This is a genomic window from Geobacillus sp. TFV-3, assembly GCF_009901865.1.
Taxonomy (GTDB): domain Bacteria; phylum Bacillota; class Bacilli; order Bacillales; family Anoxybacillaceae; genus Geobacillus; species Geobacillus thermoleovorans_A.
In genome coordinates this window covers 2,986,364-3,008,929 of sequence record NZ_MPSP01000001.1, presented here as the reverse complement: position 1 = coordinate 3,008,929, position 22,566 = coordinate 2,986,364, and the positions used below count along the sequence as shown (strand labels likewise).

Annotated in this window: 23 protein-coding genes; 22 read left to right on the top strand and 1 reads right to left on the bottom strand. The window is 52.5% G+C overall.

Annotated features, from left to right (window positions below; translation table 11 throughout):
• Positions 1–2 precede the first annotated feature (2 nt).
• The 3 genes from BJQ97_RS15355 (at position 3) to fliT (ending at position 2,470) form a co-directional block, all read left to right on the top strand.
• Positions 3–1,514, top strand: a complete 1,512-nt coding sequence (locus BJQ97_RS15355; RefSeq protein WP_160157232.1) for a flagellar hook-associated protein 2 — start codon at positions 3–5, stop codon at positions 1,512–1,514.
• Positions 1,515–1,715: 201 nt separating this feature from the next.
• Positions 1,716–2,117: a flagellar export chaperone FliS gene (gene fliS, locus BJQ97_RS15350; protein ID WP_160157231.1), complete on the top strand. Its 402-nt coding sequence runs from the start codon at positions 1,716–1,718 to the stop codon at positions 2,115–2,117.
• Positions 2,117–2,470 carry a flagellar protein FliT gene (gene fliT, locus BJQ97_RS15345; RefSeq protein ID WP_160157230.1) on the top strand — a complete coding sequence of 118 codons (354 nt, stop codon included), beginning with the start codon at positions 2,117–2,119 and terminating at the stop codon, positions 2,468–2,470. The genes fliS and fliT overlap by 1 nt, the downstream gene beginning before the upstream one ends.
• A gap of 36 nt (positions 2,471–2,506) precedes the next feature.
• On the opposite strand, the gene BJQ97_RS15340 is transcribed toward fliT, so the two are convergent.
• Positions 2,507–3,586 (bottom strand): HD-GYP domain-containing protein, encoded by a 1,080-nt coding sequence (locus BJQ97_RS15340; RefSeq protein WP_160157229.1) that lies wholly within the window; start codon positions 3,584–3,586, stop codon positions 2,507–2,509.
• A gap of 173 nt (positions 3,587–3,759) precedes the next feature.
• Between BJQ97_RS15340 and hpf the strand changes: the two genes are divergently transcribed.
• The 19 genes from hpf to BJQ97_RS15250 all read left to right on the top strand — a co-directional run bounded on the left by hpf (position 3,760) and on the right by BJQ97_RS15250 (position 22,188).
• On the top strand, positions 3,760–4,308 hold the full coding sequence (hpf, locus tag BJQ97_RS15335; RefSeq protein WP_160157228.1) for a ribosome hibernation-promoting factor, HPF/YfiA family: 549 nt from the start codon (positions 3,760–3,762) through the stop codon (positions 4,306–4,308).
• An 82-nt stretch (positions 4,309–4,390) separates the two neighbouring features.
• Positions 4,391–4,885, top strand: a complete 495-nt coding sequence (locus tag BJQ97_RS15330; protein WP_160157227.1) for a hypothetical protein — start codon at positions 4,391–4,393, stop codon at positions 4,883–4,885.
• Between the two features lie 107 nt (positions 4,886–4,992).
• The gene (gene secA / locus BJQ97_RS15325; protein WP_160157226.1) at positions 4,993–7,506 is read left to right on the top strand and encodes a preprotein translocase subunit SecA; all 2,514 of its coding nucleotides are present in this window, start codon (positions 4,993–4,995) and stop codon (positions 7,504–7,506) included.
• Between the two features lie 92 nt (positions 7,507–7,598).
• A protein-coding gene (gene prfB, locus BJQ97_RS15320; protein WP_128733406.1) for a peptide chain release factor 2 occupies positions 7,599–8,703 on the top strand; the annotation gives its coding sequence in 2 pieces (ribosomal slippage) (positions 7,599–7,673 and positions 7,675–8,703; 1,104 coding nt in all).
• Between the two features lie 118 nt (positions 8,704–8,821).
• Positions 8,822–9,685 carry a YitT family protein gene (locus tag BJQ97_RS15315; protein ID WP_160157225.1) on the top strand — a complete coding sequence of 288 codons (864 nt, stop codon included), beginning with the start codon at positions 8,822–8,824 and terminating at the stop codon, positions 9,683–9,685.
• Positions 9,686–9,746: 61 nt separating this feature from the next.
• The gene (gene cccB, locus BJQ97_RS15310) at positions 9,747–10,082 is read left to right on the top strand and encodes a cytochrome c551 (protein WP_160157224.1); all 336 of its coding nucleotides are present in this window, start codon (positions 9,747–9,749) and stop codon (positions 10,080–10,082) included.
• A 492-nt stretch (positions 10,083–10,574) separates the two neighbouring features.
• A complete protein-coding gene (ftsE, locus tag BJQ97_RS15305; RefSeq protein ID WP_160157223.1) occupies positions 10,575–11,270 on the top strand; it encodes a cell division ATP-binding protein FtsE in 696 nt (231 codons plus the stop codon).
• Positions 11,251–12,144, top strand: coding sequence for a permease-like cell division protein FtsX (gene ftsX, locus BJQ97_RS15300; protein ID WP_160157222.1), 894 nt, complete (start codon positions 11,251–11,253; stop codon positions 12,142–12,144). The genes ftsE and ftsX overlap by 20 nt, the downstream gene beginning before the upstream one ends.
• 29 nt (positions 12,145–12,173) lie before the next feature.
• Entirely contained in the window at positions 12,174–13,472 is a 1,299-nt protein-coding gene (locus tag BJQ97_RS15295) for a murein hydrolase activator EnvC family protein (protein WP_160157221.1), read from the top strand.
• A 267-nt stretch (positions 13,473–13,739) separates the two neighbouring features.
• Positions 13,740–14,432, top strand: coding sequence for an alpha/beta fold hydrolase (locus BJQ97_RS15290; RefSeq protein ID WP_160157220.1), 693 nt, complete (start codon positions 13,740–13,742; stop codon positions 14,430–14,432).
• Positions 14,425–15,216, top strand: a complete 792-nt coding sequence (gene bioC / locus BJQ97_RS15285) for a malonyl-ACP O-methyltransferase BioC (RefSeq protein ID WP_160157219.1) — start codon at positions 14,425–14,427, stop codon at positions 15,214–15,216. The genes BJQ97_RS15290 and bioC overlap by 8 nt, the downstream gene beginning before the upstream one ends.
• A 157-nt stretch (positions 15,217–15,373) precedes the next feature.
• Positions 15,374–15,664 carry a transporter gene (locus tag BJQ97_RS15280; protein WP_160157218.1) on the top strand — a complete coding sequence of 97 codons (291 nt, stop codon included), beginning with the start codon at positions 15,374–15,376 and terminating at the stop codon, positions 15,662–15,664.
• A gap of 71 nt (positions 15,665–15,735) precedes the next feature.
• On the top strand, positions 15,736–17,376 hold the full coding sequence (merA, locus tag BJQ97_RS15275; protein WP_160157217.1) for a mercury(II) reductase: 1,641 nt from the start codon (positions 15,736–15,738) through the stop codon (positions 17,374–17,376).
• Positions 17,377–17,582: 206 nt separating this feature from the next.
• Positions 17,583–18,020 carry a MerR family transcriptional regulator gene (locus tag BJQ97_RS15270; RefSeq protein WP_160157216.1) on the top strand — a complete coding sequence of 146 codons (438 nt, stop codon included), beginning with the start codon at positions 17,583–17,585 and terminating at the stop codon, positions 18,018–18,020.
• A gap of 308 nt (positions 18,021–18,328) precedes the next feature.
• Positions 18,329–18,817, top strand: a complete 489-nt coding sequence (locus tag BJQ97_RS15265; RefSeq protein WP_160157215.1) for a TlpA family protein disulfide reductase — start codon at positions 18,329–18,331, stop codon at positions 18,815–18,817.
• Between the two features lies 1 nt (position 18,818).
• Positions 18,819–19,379, top strand: coding sequence for a cytochrome c biogenesis CcdA family protein (locus BJQ97_RS15260; protein ID WP_160157214.1), 561 nt, complete (start codon positions 18,819–18,821; stop codon positions 19,377–19,379).
• Between the two features lie 59 nt (positions 19,380–19,438).
• Complete coding sequence (locus BJQ97_RS17760) at positions 19,439–20,002, top strand: DUF6431 domain-containing protein (protein ID WP_236567073.1); 564 nt, start codon at positions 19,439–19,441, stop codon at positions 20,000–20,002.
• 142 nt (positions 20,003–20,144) lie between these two features.
• Positions 20,145–21,395, top strand: a complete 1,251-nt coding sequence (locus tag BJQ97_RS15255; RefSeq protein ID WP_160155169.1) for an IS481 family transposase — start codon at positions 20,145–20,147, stop codon at positions 21,393–21,395.
• Positions 21,388–22,188: an ExeA family protein gene (locus tag BJQ97_RS15250; protein ID WP_160157213.1), complete on the top strand. Its 801-nt coding sequence runs from the start codon at positions 21,388–21,390 to the stop codon at positions 22,186–22,188. The genes BJQ97_RS15255 and BJQ97_RS15250 overlap by 8 nt, the downstream gene beginning before the upstream one ends.
• Positions 22,189–22,566: the final 378 nt, after the last annotated feature.

Genomic DNA, 22,566 nt, shown 5'->3' with positions numbered 1-22,566 from the left:
AAATGGCGAACACGTTGCGCATCAGCGGTCTCGCGAGCGGGATGGACATTGACAAAATCGTCAGTGATTTGATGAAAGTGGAGCGGGCGCCGCTTGATAAATTGAAGCAGAAAAAGCAGTTGCTTGAGTGGCAGCGCGATGACTACCGATCGATGAACACGCTGCTGCAAGGGCTTGACGACTATTTGTTTTCCAATGTGACGCTCCAAAGCGGCATGATGAAAAAAACCGTCTCCAGTTCCAATGAGGGCGTCATCACGGCGACGGCGGGCTCGAGCGCGGCGAACGTGGCGACGACGATTCAGGTGAATCGAGTGGCGACGTCAGCCGTTTGGCTGTCCGATGCGGCGACAAGGGTGGACAAAGCGACTTTCTCCGTAGCTGCCGATGTGACGCTCACAATCAACGTGACGAACGGGGATGGGAGCACGAAACAGGCAGCCATTACCGTAAAGCAGGGAACGACGCTGGATGGGGTGATCGCCCAGCTCAATAACAACGCAGACCTTGGCGTCAGTGCGTTCTATGACGAGCAAACCGGGCGCATTTCGATCATGAAAAAAGACACGGGGGCGCAGGCAAGCCTTGTTTTAGCTGACGCGGCAACGGTGAACTTTTTCCGGAATCTTGGGTTTACCCAGTTGACGGCGGATCAAGCGAATCAGGAGCTGACCGGAAAAACGGCGGGAACGGACGCCGACATCACGATCAATGGTTTGCAAACGACCCGTTCGTCCAACACGTTTACAATCAACGGCGTGACGTATACGGTCAAAGGGACAGGAACGGCGACGGTGTCGGTGGCGACGGATGTAGACGCGATGTTCAATGCGATTAAAGGGTTTGTCGACAAATACAACGAAACGATCGACAAAATCAACGCCAAGCTGAAAGAAGAGCGCTATCGCGACTATCCGCCGCTTACCGACGAGCAAAAAGAGGCGATGACGGAAAAGCAAATCGAGCTGTGGGAAGAGAAGGCAAAAAGCGGCATGCTTCGCGGCGATTCGATTTTGTCAAGCGCCTTGAGCAAAATGCGCATGAACGTGTACATAAAAGTCGAAGGGGCGAACATCCCGAGCGGATTTTCGCAGCTGGCGCAAATGGGGATTACGACATCGTCGAACTACCTCGACGGCGGGAAGCTGATCATTGACGAGACGAAGCTGCGGGAGAAAATCAAAGAAAACCCCGATGCCGTGTATCAGCTGTTCAATCAAAACGGCGCGACGGATGCGGAAAAAGGCATCGCCCGCCGCCTGCGCGATACGATTAAGGAAACGATCGGGAAAATCGAACAAAAGGCGGGGAAGACGATTTGGACGAACCAGCAGTTTGCGATCGGGCGCGATTTAATTCAAATCAATGACCAAATTGACCGCTTCCAAGACCGCTTGAAACAAATTGAAGACCGCTACTACCGCCAATTCACAGCGATGGAAGAAGCGATCCAGCGCGCCAACCAGCAAAGCATGTATTTGATGAACGCCTTTGGCGGCGGCATGCAAAGATAACGATCACCGGATGGGGACTGCAGGCGGCCGTTGGCGTGGGGCCATGAGTGGGAAGAGGATTGCTTCCCGATGATGGCGATTTTGGGTTGAGGCAACTGAAACGGAGCGACGCCTCTTGAAGGGGGCGGTTTGGCTGAAAAAACGTTTTTGCATCAGTCTTGAAACGTGTGCAGCAGTTGACGTGGAAAAGGAGTGATCGGGATGGCAACGAACAATCCGTATCAACACTACCAAGCGAACGCCGTGCAGACAGCGTCGCCTGGGGAGTTGACGCTGATGCTCTATAACGGCTGCTTGAAGTTTATCAAACTTGCGCGCCAGGCGATCGAAAACGGTGACATTGCGGCGCGCAATGAAAACTTGATTAAAGCGCAAAACATCATGTTGGAATTGATGAAGACGTTGAAAATGGAGTATGATGTCGCCAAATCGATGATGACGATGTACGACTACATTTACCGCCGGCTCGTCGAGGCGAATGTGAAAAACGATGCGGCGATTTTGGACGAGGTCGAGGGGTATGTCGTCGAGTTTCGTGATACGTGGAAGCAAGTGATTCAGCTGAACCGGCAGCGGCAATACGGGGAAGGCGGGCAAGTATAATGGAGGTGGTGCGCGACGTTTGGCTTGTTACGAAGGAGCTGCTTGAGGCGGTGATGGCGCCATGGCCCCCTGAGGAGCGCGAGGCGCGGATGGCAGTGGTCGATGAGCTGTTGAGGCGGCGTGAGGCGCTGCTTCCGAAGCTGCGGCCGCCATACAGCGAGGAAGAACAGGAGCTTGGCTGTGAGATCATCGTTTGGAATCAAGAGATTGAAGCACGGCTGCGGCGGGTGTGCGAAGAGATTGGCCGCGACTTGCGAATGGCGGGGGCGAAGCGGCAGGCGAACGCCCGCTACGTTCATCCATACGAGCAGCCGCTTTCGTTCGATGGGATGTTTTACGACAAACGGAGATAGGGAAGAAAAGGACAGCGGCGCGCTGCCCTTTTCGCTTCAGACGGCTTTGACGATTGTGACGTTCATCTCTTTTCGCAAGTCGATCTCATATGGGCTTTTCAACTCTTCGCCCGCCGGATTTTTAATAATCCGAACGACGGGGCGGAGCGGGAAGCCCGGGAACACTTGCGAGACGACGCCGATATGCCCGGTGTTGAGCTTGACGGTCGCGGCGACCGGGTAGACGGCGATGTAGGAGAGAAACAGCTTGATCAGTTCATAGTCCAAAAGGCCGCCGGCGGCGGATAAGTACTCGGCCGCTTCGTGCGGCGAGTATTGTTTCCGGTGGTAGCGCGCGGATGTCAAAGCGTCAAAGACGTCGGCGATGGCGACGATGCGGGCGTATTCGTGAATCTCGTTTCCGGATAAGGCGCGCGGGTAGCCGCTGCCGTCGCAACGCTCGTGGTGCTGCAAGGCGCAATGGGCGGAAAAGAGCGAAATGTTGCGCTGGCGCCGAAGCAGCTCAAAGCCGAGATAGGTGTGGCGGTGGACGATTTCCTTTTCTTCTTCGGTCAGTTCCCCTTTTTTCCGCCAAAGGCCATCGGGCAGCTGGGTCATGCCGATGTCAAACAGAAGCGCCCCAACGCCGAGGTCAAGCAGCTGTTGGGGGCTGTACCCTTTGGCGATGCCGATGACGCCGGCGATGGTGGCGACGTTGACCGAATGGTGAAAAAAATATCCATTTGAGATGACCAAATCCGACAAATTGATGAGCAAGTTCTCCTGCTTCAGCAAGTAATCCAAAATGTCTTTGAACACCTTCTCGTACTCTTTTCCTAAATCGAACGAGGAGGCGCGGCGGAGTAGCTTTTTTTGCTCGATCAAAGCGGTCATCGTCTCGTACACTTTCTTGACCGCCTGCTGGCGCACGGTCGCGCTGATCAATGGCAGCGGGCGGATGTCATATGTTTGCTTGTCGTCAATATAAATGTATTGAACTCCTTTTTGCGCTAAAGAACGGATGTAGCCGCTTGTCAGCCGCACGCCGCGCGACAAAAGCACACTGCCGTTGGCGGCGAATAAGTCGACGGCGAGCACATCGCCGCTTTTCGCATGGGAAATATGGACCTTTCGCATTGTTCACACACCCCGTACCTTCCACATCATTAAGAAAAAACACCTATGTCTATCTTACCATATTTTCTATGTTTTTCACAAAATCTTCAAAAATATTTTTGATTGAAACACGGATTGGATGGGTAATAAAAAAGTGTAGGGATTTACAGTTTGAAGATAAGGAGTGGTCAGCGATGATGTATCACATTCGCGGGGAAAACATCGAAGTGACTCCTGCGTTGCGCGAGTACGTGGAGAAAAAAGTCGGCAAATTGGAGCGCTATTTCGACCGCACCGATGACGTAAATGTCCATGTCAATTTAAAAGTCTACAACGATGGACAAGGGAAAATCGAGGTGACCATTCCGATGCCGCATCTGTTGTTGCGCGCCGAGGAGCGGCATGACGATATGTATGCGGCGATCGATTTAGTGACGGATAAATTGGAGCGGCAAATCCGCAAACATAAAACGAAAGTCAATCGGAAGCTGCGCGACCGCGAGAAAGAGGCGAAGCTGGCTGCCCCTGTCTCGATCGGCGCTTCCGCGGCGGAGAATGAAGAGGAGTTTGAAATCGTGCGCACGAAGCACTTCAGCTTGAAGCCGATGGACAGCGAAGAGGCGATTTTGCAAATGAATTTGTTGGGGCACAACTTCTTCATTTTTACGAACGCCGAGACGAACCGGACGAACATCGTTTACCGCCGCAAAGACGGAAAGTACGGACTGATTGAGGCGAATTGAACAACCCTTCTATGCGCATCCCCTGCTTTTTTTGGCAGGGGATGTTATAATATGTGTGAAAGAAGCAAAAAGGGGGAGAGCGGTGGAGGAACTGCTGCGTCAAATCTTGTCCAAGTTGGATAACATGGAAAAAGGATTTTTGGCTTTTCAAGAAGAAACTCGCCAACGTTTTGCGCAGATTGATGAACGGTTTGCCCAGATTGATAAGCGCTTTGCCCAGATTGACGAATGCTTTGCTCAAATGAATGAGCGTTTTGTGCAGATCGATGGCCGTTTGACGGAGATGAACGGACGCCTCGCCAGCCTCGAACAGGAAATGGGTGTGGTGAAAGAACGGTTAGACCGTGTGGAAACGCGGTTGAATGGTGTACAGACCCGGCTCGACGGCGTGGAAACTGAATTGGCGGAAGTGAAAAAGACGCTTCATCGAGTCGAAACGCAGCTTGTGGATGATGTGCAAATATTGCTTCGCAAAATTCATGGAAAAGTAGATGAGAAAAGTTTTGAAATTTATGCGCTGAACCGGCGTCTTCATCATGCGGAAGCGGCGATTGAGCAGCTTCAGTCCAAGGCGTGACCCCTCTCTTGGACATGCCCCTCTCTAAGCCTGTGCAACAGTTGTCACTGATCCCTGTAAATGATATGATGAATAAGTGAGTCCATGAAAAATAAGGAGCGTTTCCTATGCTTGGAGTCTTAAAAAAAGTATTTGACCCAAACAAGCGCCAGTTGGCAAGATTGGAGAAAATGGCGGATCAAGTCGATGCGCTCGGTCCGGAGATGGCAAGACTGACGGATGATCAGTTGCGGCAAAAAACCGAGGAGTTCAAAGCCCGCTATCAACAAGGCGAATCGCTCGATGACCTGCTCGTTGAGGCGTTTGCCGTGGTGCGCGAAGGGGCGAAGCGCGTCCTCGGTTTGTATCCATATAAAGTACAAATTATGGGCGGCATCGTCTTGCATGAAGGCGACATCGCCGAGATGAAAACCGGGGAAGGGAAAACGTTGACGGCGACGATGCCCGTCTATTTGAACGCCTTGACGGGGCGCGGGGTGCATGTTGTGACGGTCAACGAATACTTGGCGACGCGCGACGCGACGGAGATGGGCAAGCTGTACGAGTTTTTGGGCATGACCGTCGGCTTGAACTTAAGCGGCATGTCGCGCGAAGAGAAGCAGGCGGCGTACAACGCCGACATTACGTACGGAACGAACAACGAGTTCGGCTTTGACTATTTGCGCGACAACATGGTGCTGTACAAAGAACATATTGTGCAGCGTCCACTCTATTATGCGATCATCGACGAGGTCGACTCGATTTTGATCGATGAGGCGCGGACGCCGCTCATCATTTCAGGGACGGCGCAGAAGTCGACGAAGCTGTATGTGCAGGCGAATGCGTTTGTCCGCACGTTGCGCAAAGATGTCGATTACACATACGATGAAAAGACGAAAAGCGTCCAGCTGACGGAAGAAGGAATAAACAAAGCCGAGCGGGCGTTTGGCATCGACAACTTGTTCGATTTGAAACACGTCACGCTCAACCACCACATTCAGCTGGCACTAAGGGCGCACGTGACGATGCAGCGCGATGTCGACTACGTCGTGCAAGACGGAAAAGTGATTATCGTCGACCCGTTCACCGGGCGCTTGATGCACGGCCGCCGCTACAGCGATGGGCTTCATCAAGCCATTGAGGCGAAGGAAGGGCTCGAGATTCAAAACGAGTCGATGACCTTAGCCACGATTACGTTCCAAAACTATTTCCGCATGTATGAGAAATTGGCGGGGATGACCGGAACAGCGAAGACGGAAGAGGAAGAGTTCCGCAACATTTACAACATGCGCGTCGTCGTCATTCCGACAAACCGCCCGGTCATCCGCGAAGATCGTCCGGATTTGATCTACCGGACGATGGAAGGGAAGTTCCGCGCCGTGGTCGAGGATATCGCCGCCCGCCATGCGAAAGGGCAGCCGGTGTTGGTCGGCACGGTGGCGATCGAGACATCCGAGATGTTGTCAGAGATGCTCAAAAAGCGCGGCATCCCGCACAATGTCTTAAACGCGAAAAATCATGCGAAAGAGGCGGAGATCATCGCCCAAGCGGGGCAAAAAGGCGCCGTGACGATTGCGACGAACATGGCCGGGCGCGGGACGGATATCAAGCTCGGCGAAGGGGTCAAGGAGCTTGGCGGGCTTGCGGTCATTGGCACGGAGCGGCATGAGAGCCGGCGCATTGACAACCAGCTGCGCGGCCGCTCAGGGCGTCAAGGCGACCCTGGAGTGTCGCAGTTTTACTTGTCGCTTGAAGATGAGCTGATGCGCCGATTCGGCTCGGAAAGCTTAATGGCGATGATGGACCGGCTCGGGATGGACGATTCGCAGCCGATTCAAAGCAAAATGGTGACGAAAGCCGTCGAGTCGGCGCAAAAGCGGGTTGAAGGCAACAACTTCGACGCCCGCAAACAGCTGCTTCAATATGACGACGTCCTGCGCGAGCAGCGGGAAATCATTTACCGCCAGCGCTATGAAGTGCTCGATTCCGACAACTTGCGCGGCATTATCGAAAAGATGATTCAATCGGTGATCGAGCGCGTCGTCAACGCTCATACACCGAAGGAAGAGGTTCCGGAAGAATGGAATTTGAAAGGGCTTGTGGAGTATCTCAACGCCCATCTGCTTCCGGAAGGGGATGTGACAGAAGCCGACTTGCGCGGCAAAGAGCCCGAAGAGATGATCGAGCTCATTTGGGCGAAAGTAAAGGCGCGCTATGATGAGAAAGAAGCGCAAATCCCGCCGGAGCAAATGCGCGAGTTTGAACGCGTCGTCGTCTTGCGCGCTGTCGATATGAAATGGATGAACCATATCGACGCGATGGAGCAGCTTCGCCAAGGCATCCATTTGCGCGCCTACGGGCAAGTCGACCCGTTGCGCGAATATCAAATGGAAGGGTATGCGATGTTTGAAAACATGATCGCTTCGATTGAAGAGGAAGTCGCCACCTATATTATGAAGGCGGAAATCCATCACAATCTCGAGCGTCAGGAAGTGGCAAAAGGCGAAGCGGTCCACCCGAAAGAAGACGGAGAAGAACCGAAGCGAAAACCGGTCCGCAAGGCGGTGCGCGTCGGCCGCAATGACCCGTGCCCGTGCGGGAGCGGGAAAAAATATAAACATTGTTGCGGAAGAGCGGTGTGACCGTTTATAAATAAAAGGGGAGGCTTAGCCTCCCTTTTGAATGGCAGACATTCATCGTTGGCATACTATATTGATGATGAGGTGAGGACAACATGATTGATTTGGTGGAAATTAAGCAAGAGCTTGAGAAAATGGCTAAGCGATTAGCGGAAATCAGGGGGTCTCTTTGACCTCGAAGCGAAGCAGGCGCGCATTCGCGAATTAGAAGAGCAGATGGCGGCGCCAAACTTTTGGGATGACCAAAAGGCGGCGCAGGCGGTCATTTCCGAGGCGAATGCGCTCAAAGATCTCGTCGAGGAATTTTCCTCGCTGGAAGAACGGTTTGACAACTTGGAAGTGACGTACGAATTGCTCAAGGAAGAGCCGGATGACGAACTCCAAGCTGAACTCGTCGAGGAAGCGAAAAAGCTGATGAAAGACTTCAGCGAGTTCGAGCTGCAGCTCCTGCTCAACGAGCCGTACGACCAAAACAACGCCATTTTGGAGCTTCACCCGGGCGCGGGCGGCACGGAGTCGCAAGACTGGGCGTCGATGCTGTTGCGCATGTACACGCGCTGGGCGGAGAAAAAAGGGTTTAAAGTCGAGACGCTCGATTACCTACCGGGCGAGGAAGCGGGGATTAAAAGCGTGACGCTGCTCATTAAAGGGCATAACGCCTATGGCTACTTAAAGGCGGAAAAAGGGGTGCACCGTCTTGTGCGCATCTCCCCGTTTGACGCCTCGGGCCGACGCCATACGTCGTTCGTCTCGTGCGAAGTGGTGCCGGAGATGGACGATAACATCGAAATTGAAATCCGCCCCGAAGAGCTGAAAATCGACACGTACCGCTCAAGCGGCGCGGGCGGGCAGCACGTCAACACGACCGACTCGGCTGTGCGCATCACCCACTTGCCGACGGGCATTGTCGTGACCTGCCAATCGGAGCGCTCGCAAATTAAAAACCGCGAAAAAGCGATGAATATGTTGAAGGCGAAATTGTACCAAAAGAAACTCGAGGAGCAGCAAGCCGAACTCGCCGAGCTGCGCGGCGAGCAAAAAGAAATCGGCTGGGGCAACCAAATCCGTTCGTACGTCTTCCATCCGTATTCGCTTGTCAAAGACCATCGGACGAACGTTGAGGTCGGCAATGTGCAAGCGGTGATGGATGGGGAAATTGATGTGTTCATTGATGCCTATTTGCGGGCAAAGTTGAAGTAAAGGGCGATCATCGGATCGTCCTTTTTTCCTTTACCATAGCAGATCGCTATCGCGTTAACCGACTGTCATTTACTTGCCAAAACGGGCATGCTATACTCACAGAGGAAGGTGGGGAAGCATGCGCAAAAGAAGAGACAAGACCATGCCTCCGGCGGTGGAGGCGGCTTTGGAGTATGCGTATGTTCTGATCGGTGCGGCGATCGTCGCTGTGGCGTTTAACGTGTTTTTGCTGCCAAACCGGATCGCCTCGGGCGGAGTGAGCGGCATCAGCACGATTATGCACGCGTTGTTTGGCATTGAGCCTGCCTACGTCCAATGGGCGCTCAACATTCCGCTCTTTATCGCTGGCGTTGTGCTTTTGGGACGGCAGTTTGGCGTGAAAACGTTCGTTGGGACGGTGTTTTTGCCGTTTGTCGTCTATTTGACGAAAGGGATGGAGCCGGCGACGACCAATCCGCTTCTTGGCGCAATCTTTGGCGGCATCGGCGTCGGATTGGGCCTCGGCGTTGTCTTCCGCGGCCGGGCGTCGACCGGCGGCACCGATTTGGCAGCGCAGATCATCCATAAATATACTGGACTGTCGCTTGGCATGTGCGTCATTTTGATCGATGGCTTGATCGTGTTGACCGCGGCGTTTGTGTTTGATATTGAACGGGCGCTCTATGCGTTGATCGCGTTGTATGTGACAAGCAAAACGATCGATCTCGTCCAAGTCGGGCTTGGGTATTCGAAAATCGCTCTGATTATTACGAATGAAGAAGAAAAAGTGCGCCGCGCCATTTTGCACGAAATCGACCGCGGAGTGACGCGCTTGCCCGCGTATGGCGGCTATACGGAACATGAGCGGCCGGTGTTGATGTGCGTCGTCGCGCAATCAGAGTTCACGAAATTGAAACAATTGGTCCGAACCATTGATCCGACAGCGTTTGTCATCGTTGCGAACGCCGCTGAGGTGCTCGGCGAAGGATTTCAACGTACGTAAAACGGAAAGAATCGGTTATAATAAAGGAGAACGAAATTTGTGTTTTGAGGGGGAGTTCGCCATGAAATGGAAGTTGGCTGCGATGTTCCTTGGCGTTTCGCTCGCGCTTGCCGCGTGCGGCGGTGGCGGGGACAAGGCCGGGGAGAACAACGGCGGCAGCAACGGCGGAGGGGATACTGCAGCGGCTGCCGAGCAAATTTTTAAACAAAACTGTGCGTCCTGTCATGGACAAGACTTGTCGGGCGGGGTCGGCCCGAACTTGCAAAAGGTTGGGAGCAAGTATTCCAAAGATGAAATTAAAAACATTATCGCCAACGGCCGCGGAGCGATGCCGGCCGGAATCATTAAAGGGGAAGACGCCGACAAAGTGGCGGAATGGCTGGCCGCGAAAAAATAACGGGAATATGTTTTTAACGTAATTTCCAAAAGAAGTCTCCCGCCTCAAGGAACGTGAAGGGCACAGCCCAGTGAGTAGGCGGGAGATGAATTTCGGTTGCCAATCGCCAACGAATATGATAGTCTATGGTTAGAACGGACACCTTCGGAATGAAGGGAAGCGTAAAGGGTTCTTGTGTGTGGCTTACCGTTCAGCAAACACGCACAAGTCGCTTGAAGCCTCCACCTCTAAGCGAAGTGTAGGTGGCGGGTAGTTCACCGCTGTGAACATTTCAACCAAAGGAGATGCACCGCCTTGTTCGCTTAAGAACAGGGCGGTGCTTTCTGTTTTTGAATCTTTTGTCCTAGTTTCGCCAGTGTCCCTTCATTTGAAATATAAATGTAAAATTCGACAATAGAAAATCGTGCTATAATAATCTTTGCGGAATTTTGCAAGATTCATTCGAAACAGCTCGAGAAATGGCAGCAAACGAGTCGAAAATAGGTGATTGCGATGATTGAAATGCAAGATGTATACAAGACATATCCAAACGGCGTTGTGGCGTTAAACGGCATCAACGTCCGCATCAAGCAAGGAGAATTCGTCTATGTCGTTGGCCCCAGCGGAGCTGGGAAGTCGACGTTTATTAAAATGATGTACCGCGAGGAAAAGCCGACGAGCGGGACCATTATGGTCAACGGCGTCAACCTTGCCAAGCTCAAAGAAAGCAAAGTCCCTCTTTTGCGCCGCCATATCGGTGTTGTGTTCCAAGATTTCAAGCTGCTACCGAAGCTCAACGTTTACGAAAACGTCGCCTTTGCCTTGGAAGTCATTGAAGAATCGCCGAAAGTGATCCGCAAAAAAGTGATGGAAGTACTCGACCTAGTCGGCCTCAAGCATAAAATCCGCTCTTATCCGAACGAATTGTCCGGCGGCGAGCAGCAGCGCGTCTCGATCGCCCGCTCAATCGTCAACTCCCCGAAGATCGTGATTGCCGACGAACCAACAGGAAACTTAGACCCGGAAACCTCATGGGGCATTGTGGAGCTGTTTGAAAAAATCAACGACCGGGGAACGACGATTGTGATGGCGACCCATAATAAAGAGATCGTCAACGCGACCCGGCGGCGCGTCATCGCCATCGAAAATGGGAAAATCGTCCGCGACGAGGCGAAGGGGGAATACGGCTATGACGCTTCATACGTTTAAGCGCCATGTACGGGAAAGCGTCAAAAGCCTTGGCCGCAACGGTTGGATGACGTTTGCTTCCGCGAGCGCCGTCACGGTCACGTTGTTGCTTGTCGGTGTCTTTTTTGTCGTCATGTTCAACATCAACCATTTTGCGCAAAAAGTTGAAAATGATGTGGAAATTCGCGTCCATATCGAGCTGACGGCTGACAGCCGGCAAAAAGACGCTTTGCGCCGACAAATTGAAGCCATTCCAAACGTGAAGGAAGTGCGTTATTCATCGAAGGACGAAGAACTGAAGCGGCTGATCAAAAGCATGGGGGACGAGGGTTCGTCGTTCCGATTGTTTGAACAGGACAACCCGTTGAGCGATGTATACGTCGTGAAAGCGGCCCATCCGCAAGATACGGTGAAAGTCGCGAAGCAAATCGAAACATTGCCGTTCGTTCATAAAGTCAACTATGGCCAAGGGACGGTCGAGAAGCTGTTTGACGCGTTGAAGGTGGCGCGCAACGTCGGGCTCGTGCTTATTCTCGGACTGTTGTTTACGGCGATGTTTCTCATTTCCAACACGATCAAAATTACGATTTTCGCCCGCCGCCGCGAAATTGAAATTATGCGGCTTGTCGGGGCGACGAACGGATTCATCCGCTGGCCGTTCTTTTTGGAAGGGTTATGGCTTGGGGTGCTTGGCGCTCTCTTCCCGATCGCGGCGCTTTCGATCGTGTACTACAATGTGTATCAAGTGTATGAACAGCGGGTTTCCTTGCCGTTTTTCGAACTTCTTCCGTTTTCGCCGTTTATATGGCAGTTGAGCGTACTGCTGCTGGCGATCGGCGCAGGCATCGGCATTTGGGGAAGCGTCATGTCGGTGCGCAAGTTTTTGAAAGTGTAAAAAAAGAGTCATAGGGAGAGGGGAAAACGATGAAAAAGAAAAACATGATGGCACTCGCCGTCGCTGCGGCGCTTGGGATTGGCGTTCTGCCGCCGGCGGCGGACGCCGTCAGCACTCGCGACATCGAACAAAAGCGAAACGAAATCGACTCGCTTCGCTCGAAGCGGTCAGAGGTGCAAGACAAGATCAGCGAGGCGCAAAAAAACATCGAGGCCCTTCAGTCGCAACAAAAACAAGTCGCCAACGATATTGAAAAGCTGAACATTGCCATTGAGGAAACGAGCGGCAAAATCCGCAACGTCAGCGCCGATATTGACCAAACGGAGCAAGCCATTGACCAATTGAAGCAAGAAATTGCCGAAATTCAAGAACGGATTAAAAAGCGAAATGAAATTTTGAAGGAGCGGCTTCGTTCTTTGCAGGAAAACGGCGGGGCGGTCAGCTACTTGGAAGTGTTGCTCGGCGCGCAAAGCTTCAGCGACTTCATCGACCGGATGAGCGCCGTGACGACGATCATGGAAGCCGACCAGCAAATCATTCGGGAGCAGGAAGCCGATAAAGCGTTAAAAGAGAAAAAGGAAGGCGAATTGACGGAAAAGCGGAACAAGCTGCAAGCGGACTTGCAAGAATTGAAGCAGCTGCAATCGAAACTCGCCGGCCAGCTGGAACAGAAAAACCGCCTGATGGCCGATTTGAAGCAAAAAGAGGAAGAAGAGCATGATCATAAGATGGCGCTTGAAGAAGAAAAAGAACTGATCGCCAAGCAAGAAGCGGCGGTGAAACAGCAGCTTGCTGAACTTGAGCGGCAAAAACGGGCCGAAGAAGAAGCGAAACAGAGAGGACATACATATGCTTCGCCAAACGGTGGAGGAGCGTCATCAGGAGAAACGCCATCCGGCGGCAGCACGCCGCCTGTATCGAGCGGAGCGTTCACCCGCCCGGCCAACGGACCGATCACCTCGGGCTTTGGCTACCGGTTTGGGGGCACTGATTTCCATCCAGGCGTTGATATCGGCAAGCGAGCTCCCGTTGTGCCGGTTGTCGCTGCAGCGGACGGCATTGTATTCCGCTCCTACTATTCTAGCAGCTACGGCAACGTCATTTTCATCAGCCATGTGATTAATGGGCAAACATATACGACCGTGTACGCCCATTTGGAAGCACGTCTTGTCGGAGAAGGGCAGCATGTCCGCAAAGGACAAATAATTGGCTACATGGGCAATACAGGGAATTCGACCGGTCCGCATCTTCATTTTGAATTGCACCGCGGCGGCTGGAACGAAGCGAAAACAAATGCGGTCAATCCGCTTGACTATATTCCTTTCTAATTTCGAGCAGTAGGTGGCATTGCGCAACTTGTCTGTCTTTTGGCAGGACAAGTTGCGTATTTTTTTGATTGATTCGACATCATCATCAGGTAAATTCGATGCCCATTCCACTTTGATTCTGTTTCAATCCATTTTTGGCGGTAATGGATGCGGGAGCCCCTCTTCAACTCGTTGGGAATGAAAAAAGATTGTGGCCATCCGTTGCCTGTGATACGATTAATGTAAACATTTATTTGTTTTTGGTTTACAAATGTTAGGGGGGATCCCATGAATATTGTCTGCATTCCGGGATGGGGAATGAAAGCGGATATTTTTGCACCGTTGCTCGATTCGTTATCATTAAGGGGAAATGCGGCAGCCGTCGAATGGAAGGAAATTGAAACGGTTCATTGCTTTCGAAAGCGGGCGGAACAGGTGCTTCATGAGCGTGCGACGGTCATCGGCTGGTCGCTCGGTTCGCTTGTAGCTCTCGAGTTGGCCTATGCTTATCCCGAGCGGGTCTCTCGCCTTATTTTGATCGGCGGCACGAGCCGTTTTATTGCCGATGAGGGGTATGAAGCTGGATGGCATCCACGGATCGTCAAGCGGATGAAAACACAGCTGCAAGTACGGCCGGCTGACACGATCGCTGCGTTTCTTGCTTCATTATGGTCCAAGAGCGAAAAGGGGGATATTTCTGATTTCTTTTACCGCGATCGGATTGATGATCTGCTGATCGGACTTGATTATTTGATCGAGGCCGATGCGCGCCCGTTTTTGGCGGACATCTCCGCTCCAATGCTGATCGTTCACGGTGAGCAAGATGCGATTTGTCCACCTGCCGCTGCACGCTATATCGCTGAACGCGCTCCCAACGCTATCATGGCTTTGCTGCCTGATGCGGGGCATGTTCCGTTTTGGACTCAAGCAGAGACATGCGCTCATCTTATTCAGACATGGGTTGGTGAGACGGATGATTGACAAGCAACTCATGAGAAAACGGTTTAGCGAGCGGGCGAAAACGTATGACCAGTTTGCTAATGTCCAAAAAACAATGGCCGATCTATTGGCTGTCCACATTGGCATACGCCCCCACAACATTTTAGAAGTTGGCTGCGGCACGGGCTATCTCACTGAAAAACTGTGCCGTATGTTCCCGCACGCTCGCATGACCGCAGTCGACATTGCACCAGGCATGATCGACGTTGCGAAAGAACGACTTAGCGGCGAAGATGTGACATGGATATGCGCCGATATCGAGGATATGACATGGGATGAGCAATATGATTTGATCATTTCCAATGCAACATTTCAATGGCTGAATGACGCTGTCAGGACGATCGCCCGCCTTTACCGGGCGTTAAGTGAGGGAGGGTGCCTTGTGTTTTCCACTTTCGGCGCCCGCACGTTCCACGAATTGCATACTTCATTTTCGTTGGCGCTGAAAGCTAGGAACATCCATGAGTCGTTTCGCATCGGCCCTGCTTTTCCGACCCTGGCGGAATGGATGGGCCGCTGCCAGCAAGCTGCCCCTGCCGCTCAAATTGACGGGTTTGAATGGGTGGAAACGGAGCGATTTCCATCTGTCCGTGATTTTTTCCTATCGCTGCGCCATATCGGTGCCACGAATAGCATGGTTGGCCGCTATTGCCAGCGTCCGTCTGTCTTCAAAGCCATGATGCACGAATACGAACAGCGCTTTTTGGCGCACGGGGAGATCACAGCTACTTACCATTGCCTATTGATCCGTATGACCCGCTGTTAAGGCGGGGATTTTTTATGGTTTCGGACGTTGCTTGGCCGATTCAAGGAAATGGTTTGGCCGCACCACATTCCCCCTTGACTCTGTACCTTAGTCCATCGTTTATAATGTTGAGCAAAGACGGGAACCCTCCATCCCGTCATCGCAAGGAGGGAGAACGATGGAAATGGCCAAAAAATCGTTTTGGGCCGTGCTGGCACTGCTCAGCTGCCCGTGCCATCTGGCGGTTATTCTGCCGTTGTTGGCAGGGACATCGGTCGGTGCGTATTTGATCCGACACGAAAGCCTTGCCATCAGCCTTTTTACGGTTTTGTTTTTCTGTTCGCTGATGATGATGGGAAAGCGAAAGCCAATGGGATCAGGTGAAACGGAAAGCGGTGGCCTAGGGAAAACGGGAAACGGCCATGGGGCGTGCTGCGTCCCCTTCCGAATGAATCATGAGGACGAGTGATATCGGTTTCGTAATCGAGGATCTGAACAAAATAGGAAAGAAACATTTGTTAATAAGGAGTGTTTTTTACCATGAAAACATATCGAATGACCATCCATGGCATGACATGCACCGGTTGTGAGCAGCATGTCGCCAAAGCGCTGGAGGCGATTGGGGCCGAGAAGATTGATGTCAGCTTTCCGCGCGGGGAAGCGGTATTCGCGCTGCCTGAGGGCACGGACGTTGACATGGCGAGACAAGCGGTCAAAAACGCCCATTACGAGCCGGGGGACATCGAGGAGATCGCCGTGACAGCCAGCCCTGTCATCGCTGGCGAAGAAGAGTATGACTACATCGTCATCGGTTCCGGCGGGGCGGCGTTTTCTTCAGCGATCGAAGCGGTGAAATATGGGGCGAAAGTGGCGATGGTCGAACGCGGCACGGTAGGGGGGACGTGCGTCAATATCGGCTGCGTGCCGTCAAAGACATTGCTTCGGGCTGGTGAAATCAATGCATTGGCGCGAAACCATCCGTTTCTTGGCCTGCATACATCCGCTGGTCCGGTTGATTTGGCGCCGTTAGTGAGGCAAAAAAATGAACTGGTCGAGCAGCTTCGCCGAGCGAAATATGCGGACTTGATCAAAGAGTATGGGTTTGACTTCATCCAAGGGGGGGCCCGATTTGTTGGACGTCAAACGATTGAAGTGAACGGCCAAACGCTGTCGGCGAAACGGTTTTTGATCGCGACGGGCGCTTCCCCGGCAGTGCCGGATATTCCGGGGCTTCATGATGTCGACTACTTGACGAGCACGACGCTGCTCGATATGAAAAAGGTGCCCAAACGGCTCGCCGTCATCGGCGCCGGTTACATTGGGATGGAGTTGGGCCAGCTGTTTCACCATCTCGGCTCGGAGGTGACGTTGATGCAGCGAAGCCCGCGTCTCTTCAAAGAGTATGACCCGGAAATTTCCGAAGCGGTGGAGCGGGCGCTCACAGAACAAGGCATCCGCATCATCACCAGCGCTTCGTTTGAACGGGTCGAACAAGACGGGAATACGAAAAAAGTGTATGTGAATGTAGACGGACGCACCCGGGTCATCGAAGCGGACGAACTGCTCGTGGCAGCCGGGAGAACGCCGAATACGGCGGCGTTGAACTTGCCGGCAGCCGGTGTGGAAGTCGGGGCGCGCGGGGAAATTTTGATCGATGAATACACACGGACGACGAACCCGTCGATTTATGCGGCAGGCGATGTCACGCTCGGCCCGCAGTTCGTCTATGTCGCGGCCTATCAGGGAGCCGTTGCCGCGGCCAATGCCGTCGGCGGGCTGAACAAGCGCTGGGATACGGCCGTCGTTCCGGCGGTGACGTTCACCCATCCGGCCATTGCCACCGTCGGGTTGACCGAGCGACGGGCGAAAGAAAACGGGTATGACGTGAAAACGTCCGTTCTGCCGCTTGAGGCGGTGCCGCGCGCGATCGTCAACCGGGAAACGACGGGAGTGTTGAAACTTGTCGCTGAGGCCCATACGGGCAAGCTGCTAGGCGCCCACATCGTTGCGGATCATGCCGGCGAGGTCATTTACGCCGCAACGTTGGCGATTCAATTCGGATTAACGATCGACGACCTTCGCCACACGCTTGTCCCGTATTTAACGATGGCGGAGGGGTTGAAGCTGGCGGCGCTGACGTTTGACCAAGACGTCTCGAAGTTATCGTGCTGTGCGGGATGAGGCGTTCCAATGAGGCCGCCGTTTCGTGGAGCGTTATGAAGGGGTTGGAGCCAATTGTTGTTGCGATGGTGGTGAAGCTGAATGGGGAGCAGTCCGTTTAGCGGCGTGCTTCCCTAAGCATCATAGAAGAAATGCCGGCCTAACTTTCATATCGACTTGACCCTGTACGATCGTGCAGGGTTGATCCTTTTGGATGAGGTGGTTATGTGAAACATTACCGCATCGGGGAGCTGGCAGAAAAATGCCATGTCAATAAAGAAACGATCCGGTACTACGAACGGAAAGGGCTTATTCCAGAAACGGAGCGGACAGAAGGCGGATATCGTCTGTATACGGAGGAAACGGTCAGGCGCATTCAGTTTATTAAGCGGCTGCAAGGGCTCGGATTCACCTTGGCGGAAATTGATAAATTGCTTGGCGTTGTCGATCGGGATCGCGATCGATGCAAAGACATGTACCAATTTGTGGAACAGAAAATCGAGGAGATCAAGGAGAAGATTCAGGACTTAATGAAAATAGAGGCGATGCTCCTTGAGTTGAAGGCGTGTTGCCCCCATGAGTGTTTTCTGCAAAGAAAAAATACAGAGTTTTGCAAGGAAAAGTGCAGAGAATTACAACTTGACATGGAGCCTCTGGGGGCGTGATTAAAAAACTAGGAAGCCAGCAATATCAAGGACTGGCTATGCCTAAAAAGGCTATCACACCCCCCACTCCATGTAAAGTTGGCCTAAGCCAAATTCTCTGCAGATCTCTGCATTTTTATTTTGCAATAAACACCCATGAGGAGAATCTCTACAACTGTCCGATTATTGACATGTTGCTCGAAGGGATATATGGGCAAGAAAAATAGATTTTCGCTAAAAGACGAAGGGAAACTTCGGTAACTTAGCGACAAGAGCAGATGACTTCATAGAGAGACAGATCAACGGATCATATGGAAGGAGGAACGGAAATGCGAAGTAAGCGATACTATTGGCTTGCTGGGGCTCTCCTCCTCATTGCGGTTTTGGCAGTGGGATGGTTGAGTATAAACAAGATGGCAAAAGAAGAGGATGCCATCCACATTCGCGTGAAAGATATTGAGGGAAACACAGTCAACATCGATGACGAGAAACCAACCGTCCTGTTTTTTATGGCGGCCTGGTGCGTCTCGTGCGCTGAGATCGAACAGAGTTTAAAGGAAGTAGCGAAGGATAAGAACGTTCAAGTAGTGACTGTTGATGTGGATCCGCAGATCGACAAAAAGGAGCATTTAGCTGCCTTTCAGCGAACGTATGGGGGTTCTTGGCCGCATGTGTTTGATGCCGATCTTTCCCTTGTCAAGTTATTCGGGGTAAACTCGCTTGATACGGTAGTGGTTGTGAAAGACGGGAAAGTCGTCCATAAAAGCATTCGACCGGACATACAAACGATCAAGGAGGCCATTCGCCATGGACGTTAGCATGGGGATTGTGTTCAGTGCCGGGGTCGTTGCCGCATTGAATCCTTGCGGCGTCGCCTTGTTGCCAGCGTTTATTGTGTATTTGATGGGGGGAGAAGAGGCGCATTGGACGAAGGGGGTTCAGGCTGGGATCATGATGACGCTCGGTTTTTTGAGCATTTTTCTTCCCATCGGTCTGTTGATGTCCTTATTTCAGGGGGTGATCGGGAGGTATTTGTCGGCGGCAGTAACCATGATGGGATTGTTGCTCATCCTCGCCGGGATATGGATGTGGTTGGGCCGCGAATTCCGAATGGCCAATCCGTTTAGGGTGAAAAAAGGAAGTCACCCGGCATGGTCTTTTTATCTGTATGGCATTGCGTATGCGATCACTTCTTTAGGCTGCACGTTGCCGATGTTCTTTTTAACGGTGGCCTCGGCGTTGCTTGCGGGAGACTTGGCAGGGGGAATGACCCGTTTTGCAGCCTATACTGTAAATTATCATTTTATTTCAGCACAAAACGCCCATTTTTTGCACATTCTTTCAGAAAGCCCTCTCCCCTTTTCTGAAGGAATGTGCTAAATTTTTTGTGAATTGTTTCGGACAAAGATTTCCATTCGTTTCAATGAGGGGGAGGAAGTGTGATCCAGTTTCACGACTTTGGCATTGACATTCAAACGTATACGGATCGTGGGAAAGGGAACGATTTTCCCGACGTGAACCAATGCCCCCACTGTCCATCCCGCCGCCCCTTGCATCGTCACGGATACTACCAACGCTATGCGTTGACGGCAGAGGGGGAGTATCACCTTTGGATCGCACGATATCGCTGTCAAGAGTGTCGCAAAACCGTGAGTGTGCTGCCTTCTTTCCTCCTCCCGTATGTTCAATATACACGATCGGTTATTTGGCAAGCGGTCAAAGCATGGTTCGAAACGCCAAGGCGAGGAGCGAAGACCAAACAGGTTGTTTTTCCCACCAAGGAGGTCATCTTGTTTTATGTCCGACGATTTTTACGGAATCTCTCTCGCTTGCATCACGCGGCGGCGAGAAGGTGGGGGATCATCGGCCCTGTGGGGAACGCAAGAACAGAACGGGCGGTTTGGTGGATGCAGACCTTGGAGGGACGGGGGGTGGGCTCGATCATCCAAGACCTGTGGACAAACGAGAGGTGGCATCCGTTTGCGGATCAAATTGCTTCCTGATTTTCTACTTAACACCAAAAATGGAGATGGTTGATGTTTCCACAAACCCTTCCTCTCGACGAATCTCGAGTCGTTTCGTAAGATAGGGGGTAGAGGGGACCGGGACGGTCCAACATCACAGGGAGACAGGGAGGAGATCCAGATGGATGAATCGATGAGACACGACATCGCGCTGTTTCGGTACGGGCTGATCGCTCCGTTGGTGAATGGCCAGGTGGAGCCCAAAGCGTATTTGAATGAGGTGGGCGGGCGAGTGCACTCGATTCCCCATCAAGGGGACAAACCCATTGCGGCGAAGACGATTCTGGATTGGTGCGCCCGATACAAAAAAGGGGGCTTCGACGCCTTGAAGCCGAAGCGCCGTTCGGACCGCGGCCGCTCCAGACGTCTGTCCCCCGATGATGAGGATCATATTCTAGCATTGAGGAAGGAACATCCCACCATGCCCGTGACCCTATTCTACGAACAACTCACCAAGCAGGGGGACATTCCCACCACCCTCTCATACTTTACTATATACCGATTGTTGAAAAAACACAACCTGGTGGGAAAAGAAATCTTGCCGATGCCGGAGCGAAAGCGTTTTGCGTATGACCAGATCAATGAGCTATGGCAAGGGGACTTATCCCATGGACCCACGATTCGCGTCCATGGGAAAACCCAGAAAACGTTTTTGATCGCGTATATCGATGACTGCTCGCGGTTAGTGCCATATGCCCAATTTTTCCCTTCGGAGAAGTTTGACGGGCTGCGGATCGTCACGAAGGAAGCGGTGCTTCGTTGCGGGAAGCCGAAACGCATTTACTCGGACAACGGGAAAATTGATCGGTCCGAGGTGCTGCAGTATGCGTGCGCCGAGATGGGGATTACACTCATCCACACCCAGCCGTATGACCCGCAAAGCAAGGGAAAAATCGAACGGTTCTTCCGCACCGTACAGACACGGTTTTATCCACTGTTGGAGCTGAATCCGCCGAAATCGCTTGACGAGTTGAACGAGCGTTTTTGGAAGTGGCTTGAAGAGGAGTATCATCGAAAACCGCACGCCTCACTGGACGGAAAAACGCCGCATGAGGTGTTTCAATCGCAAGTGCATCTCGTGTCGTTCATCGAAGATGGCGATTGGCTGGATGCGATTTTTCTGAAACGGGAGCACCGCAAGGTGAAAGCCGATGGCACGATCACCCTGAATAAACAGCTATACGAAGTGCCGCCTCGGTTCATTGGGCAATCGATTGAGCTCCGCTATGACGAACGAGGCGTCTATGTGTACGAAGATGGCAAACGGGTGGCGGAAGCCATTCGGGTGCGTTTGGAGGACAATGCCTATGTGAAGCGCCACCGGTCGCCGTTTGCGGCGGTTTCGGCGAAGGAGGGCGAACAGGATGTATAAAACGTTTTATTCCCTCTCGCGGGAGCCGTTTGCGAAAGAAACCGACCCGTCCGAGGCGTATCAAGGGGCGGCGTTTCAGGAAGCGTTGCGGGCGCTGGAGTACGTGAAGCGAACCCGGGGGATCGGGCTGTTGATCGGAGAGCCGGGGGCGGGCAAGACGTTCGCCCTTCGGGCGTGGAAGGAATCGTTGTCCCCTTCGTTGTATCATGTGGTCTACTTCCCGTTATCGACCGGAGGCGTGATGGATTTTTACCGTGGACTGGCCTTGGGATTAGGAGAGGAACCGAAGTACCGCAAGGTAGACCTCTTCCGCCAAATCCAGCAGGCGATCGAGCGTTTGTATCATGAACGACGGATTACGCCGGTGTTCATTTTGGACGAGATGCATTTCGCAAAGGATGCCTTTTTACAGGACATCGCCATCTTGTTCAACTTTGAGATGGATTCGACCAACCCATTTGTCTTGATGTTGGCCGGGCTGCCCCATTTACAGGGGAAGCTGCGGCTCAATCAGCACCGCCCTCTCGATCAGCGGATCATCATGCGATACCGGATGGGGCCGCTGGAGAAGGAAGAGGTAGCGGGCTACATCGAGCATCGGATGAAACAGGCCGGGGCGAAGCATCCGATCTTCACTCCATCGGCGTTAGAGGCGATTGCCCTGCAGTCGCGGGGATGGCCTCGGGTGATCAACACGTTGGCCACGACGTGCCTGTTATACGGGCATCAGCTGAAAAAGGACGTCATTGACGAAGAAGTGGTGCGCATGGCCGCAGAGGAAATGGGGTATTAGGACGAAAGGGGCCGAATCGGCCTCTTTTGTGCTTTCACTTTTCCATTTTCCATCGGTCCATCAGGCGCGCTGGAAATCTTCATTTGAAAGAGCGTGCAAACGTTCCGAAAGAATGTGCAAAATCCGGAACAATCCGCAAAAATTTTTCAAATTATTTCAGAATCCATCTGAAATAATTTGAAAAAGTGATTCTGAAATAATGTGCTAATTTACATATACGTTAGGCATGGGATTGGTTGTGACCGCGATTTCGGTGGCGGCTGTCATGTCGAGGGCACTGATCGAGAGGGTGATAAAAAATGTGGCTCCTTTTCTTTACAAGGCGTCGTCTTTGTTATTGGTTGGATCAGGGGTCTATTTGATCGTGAAGTTCTGGCC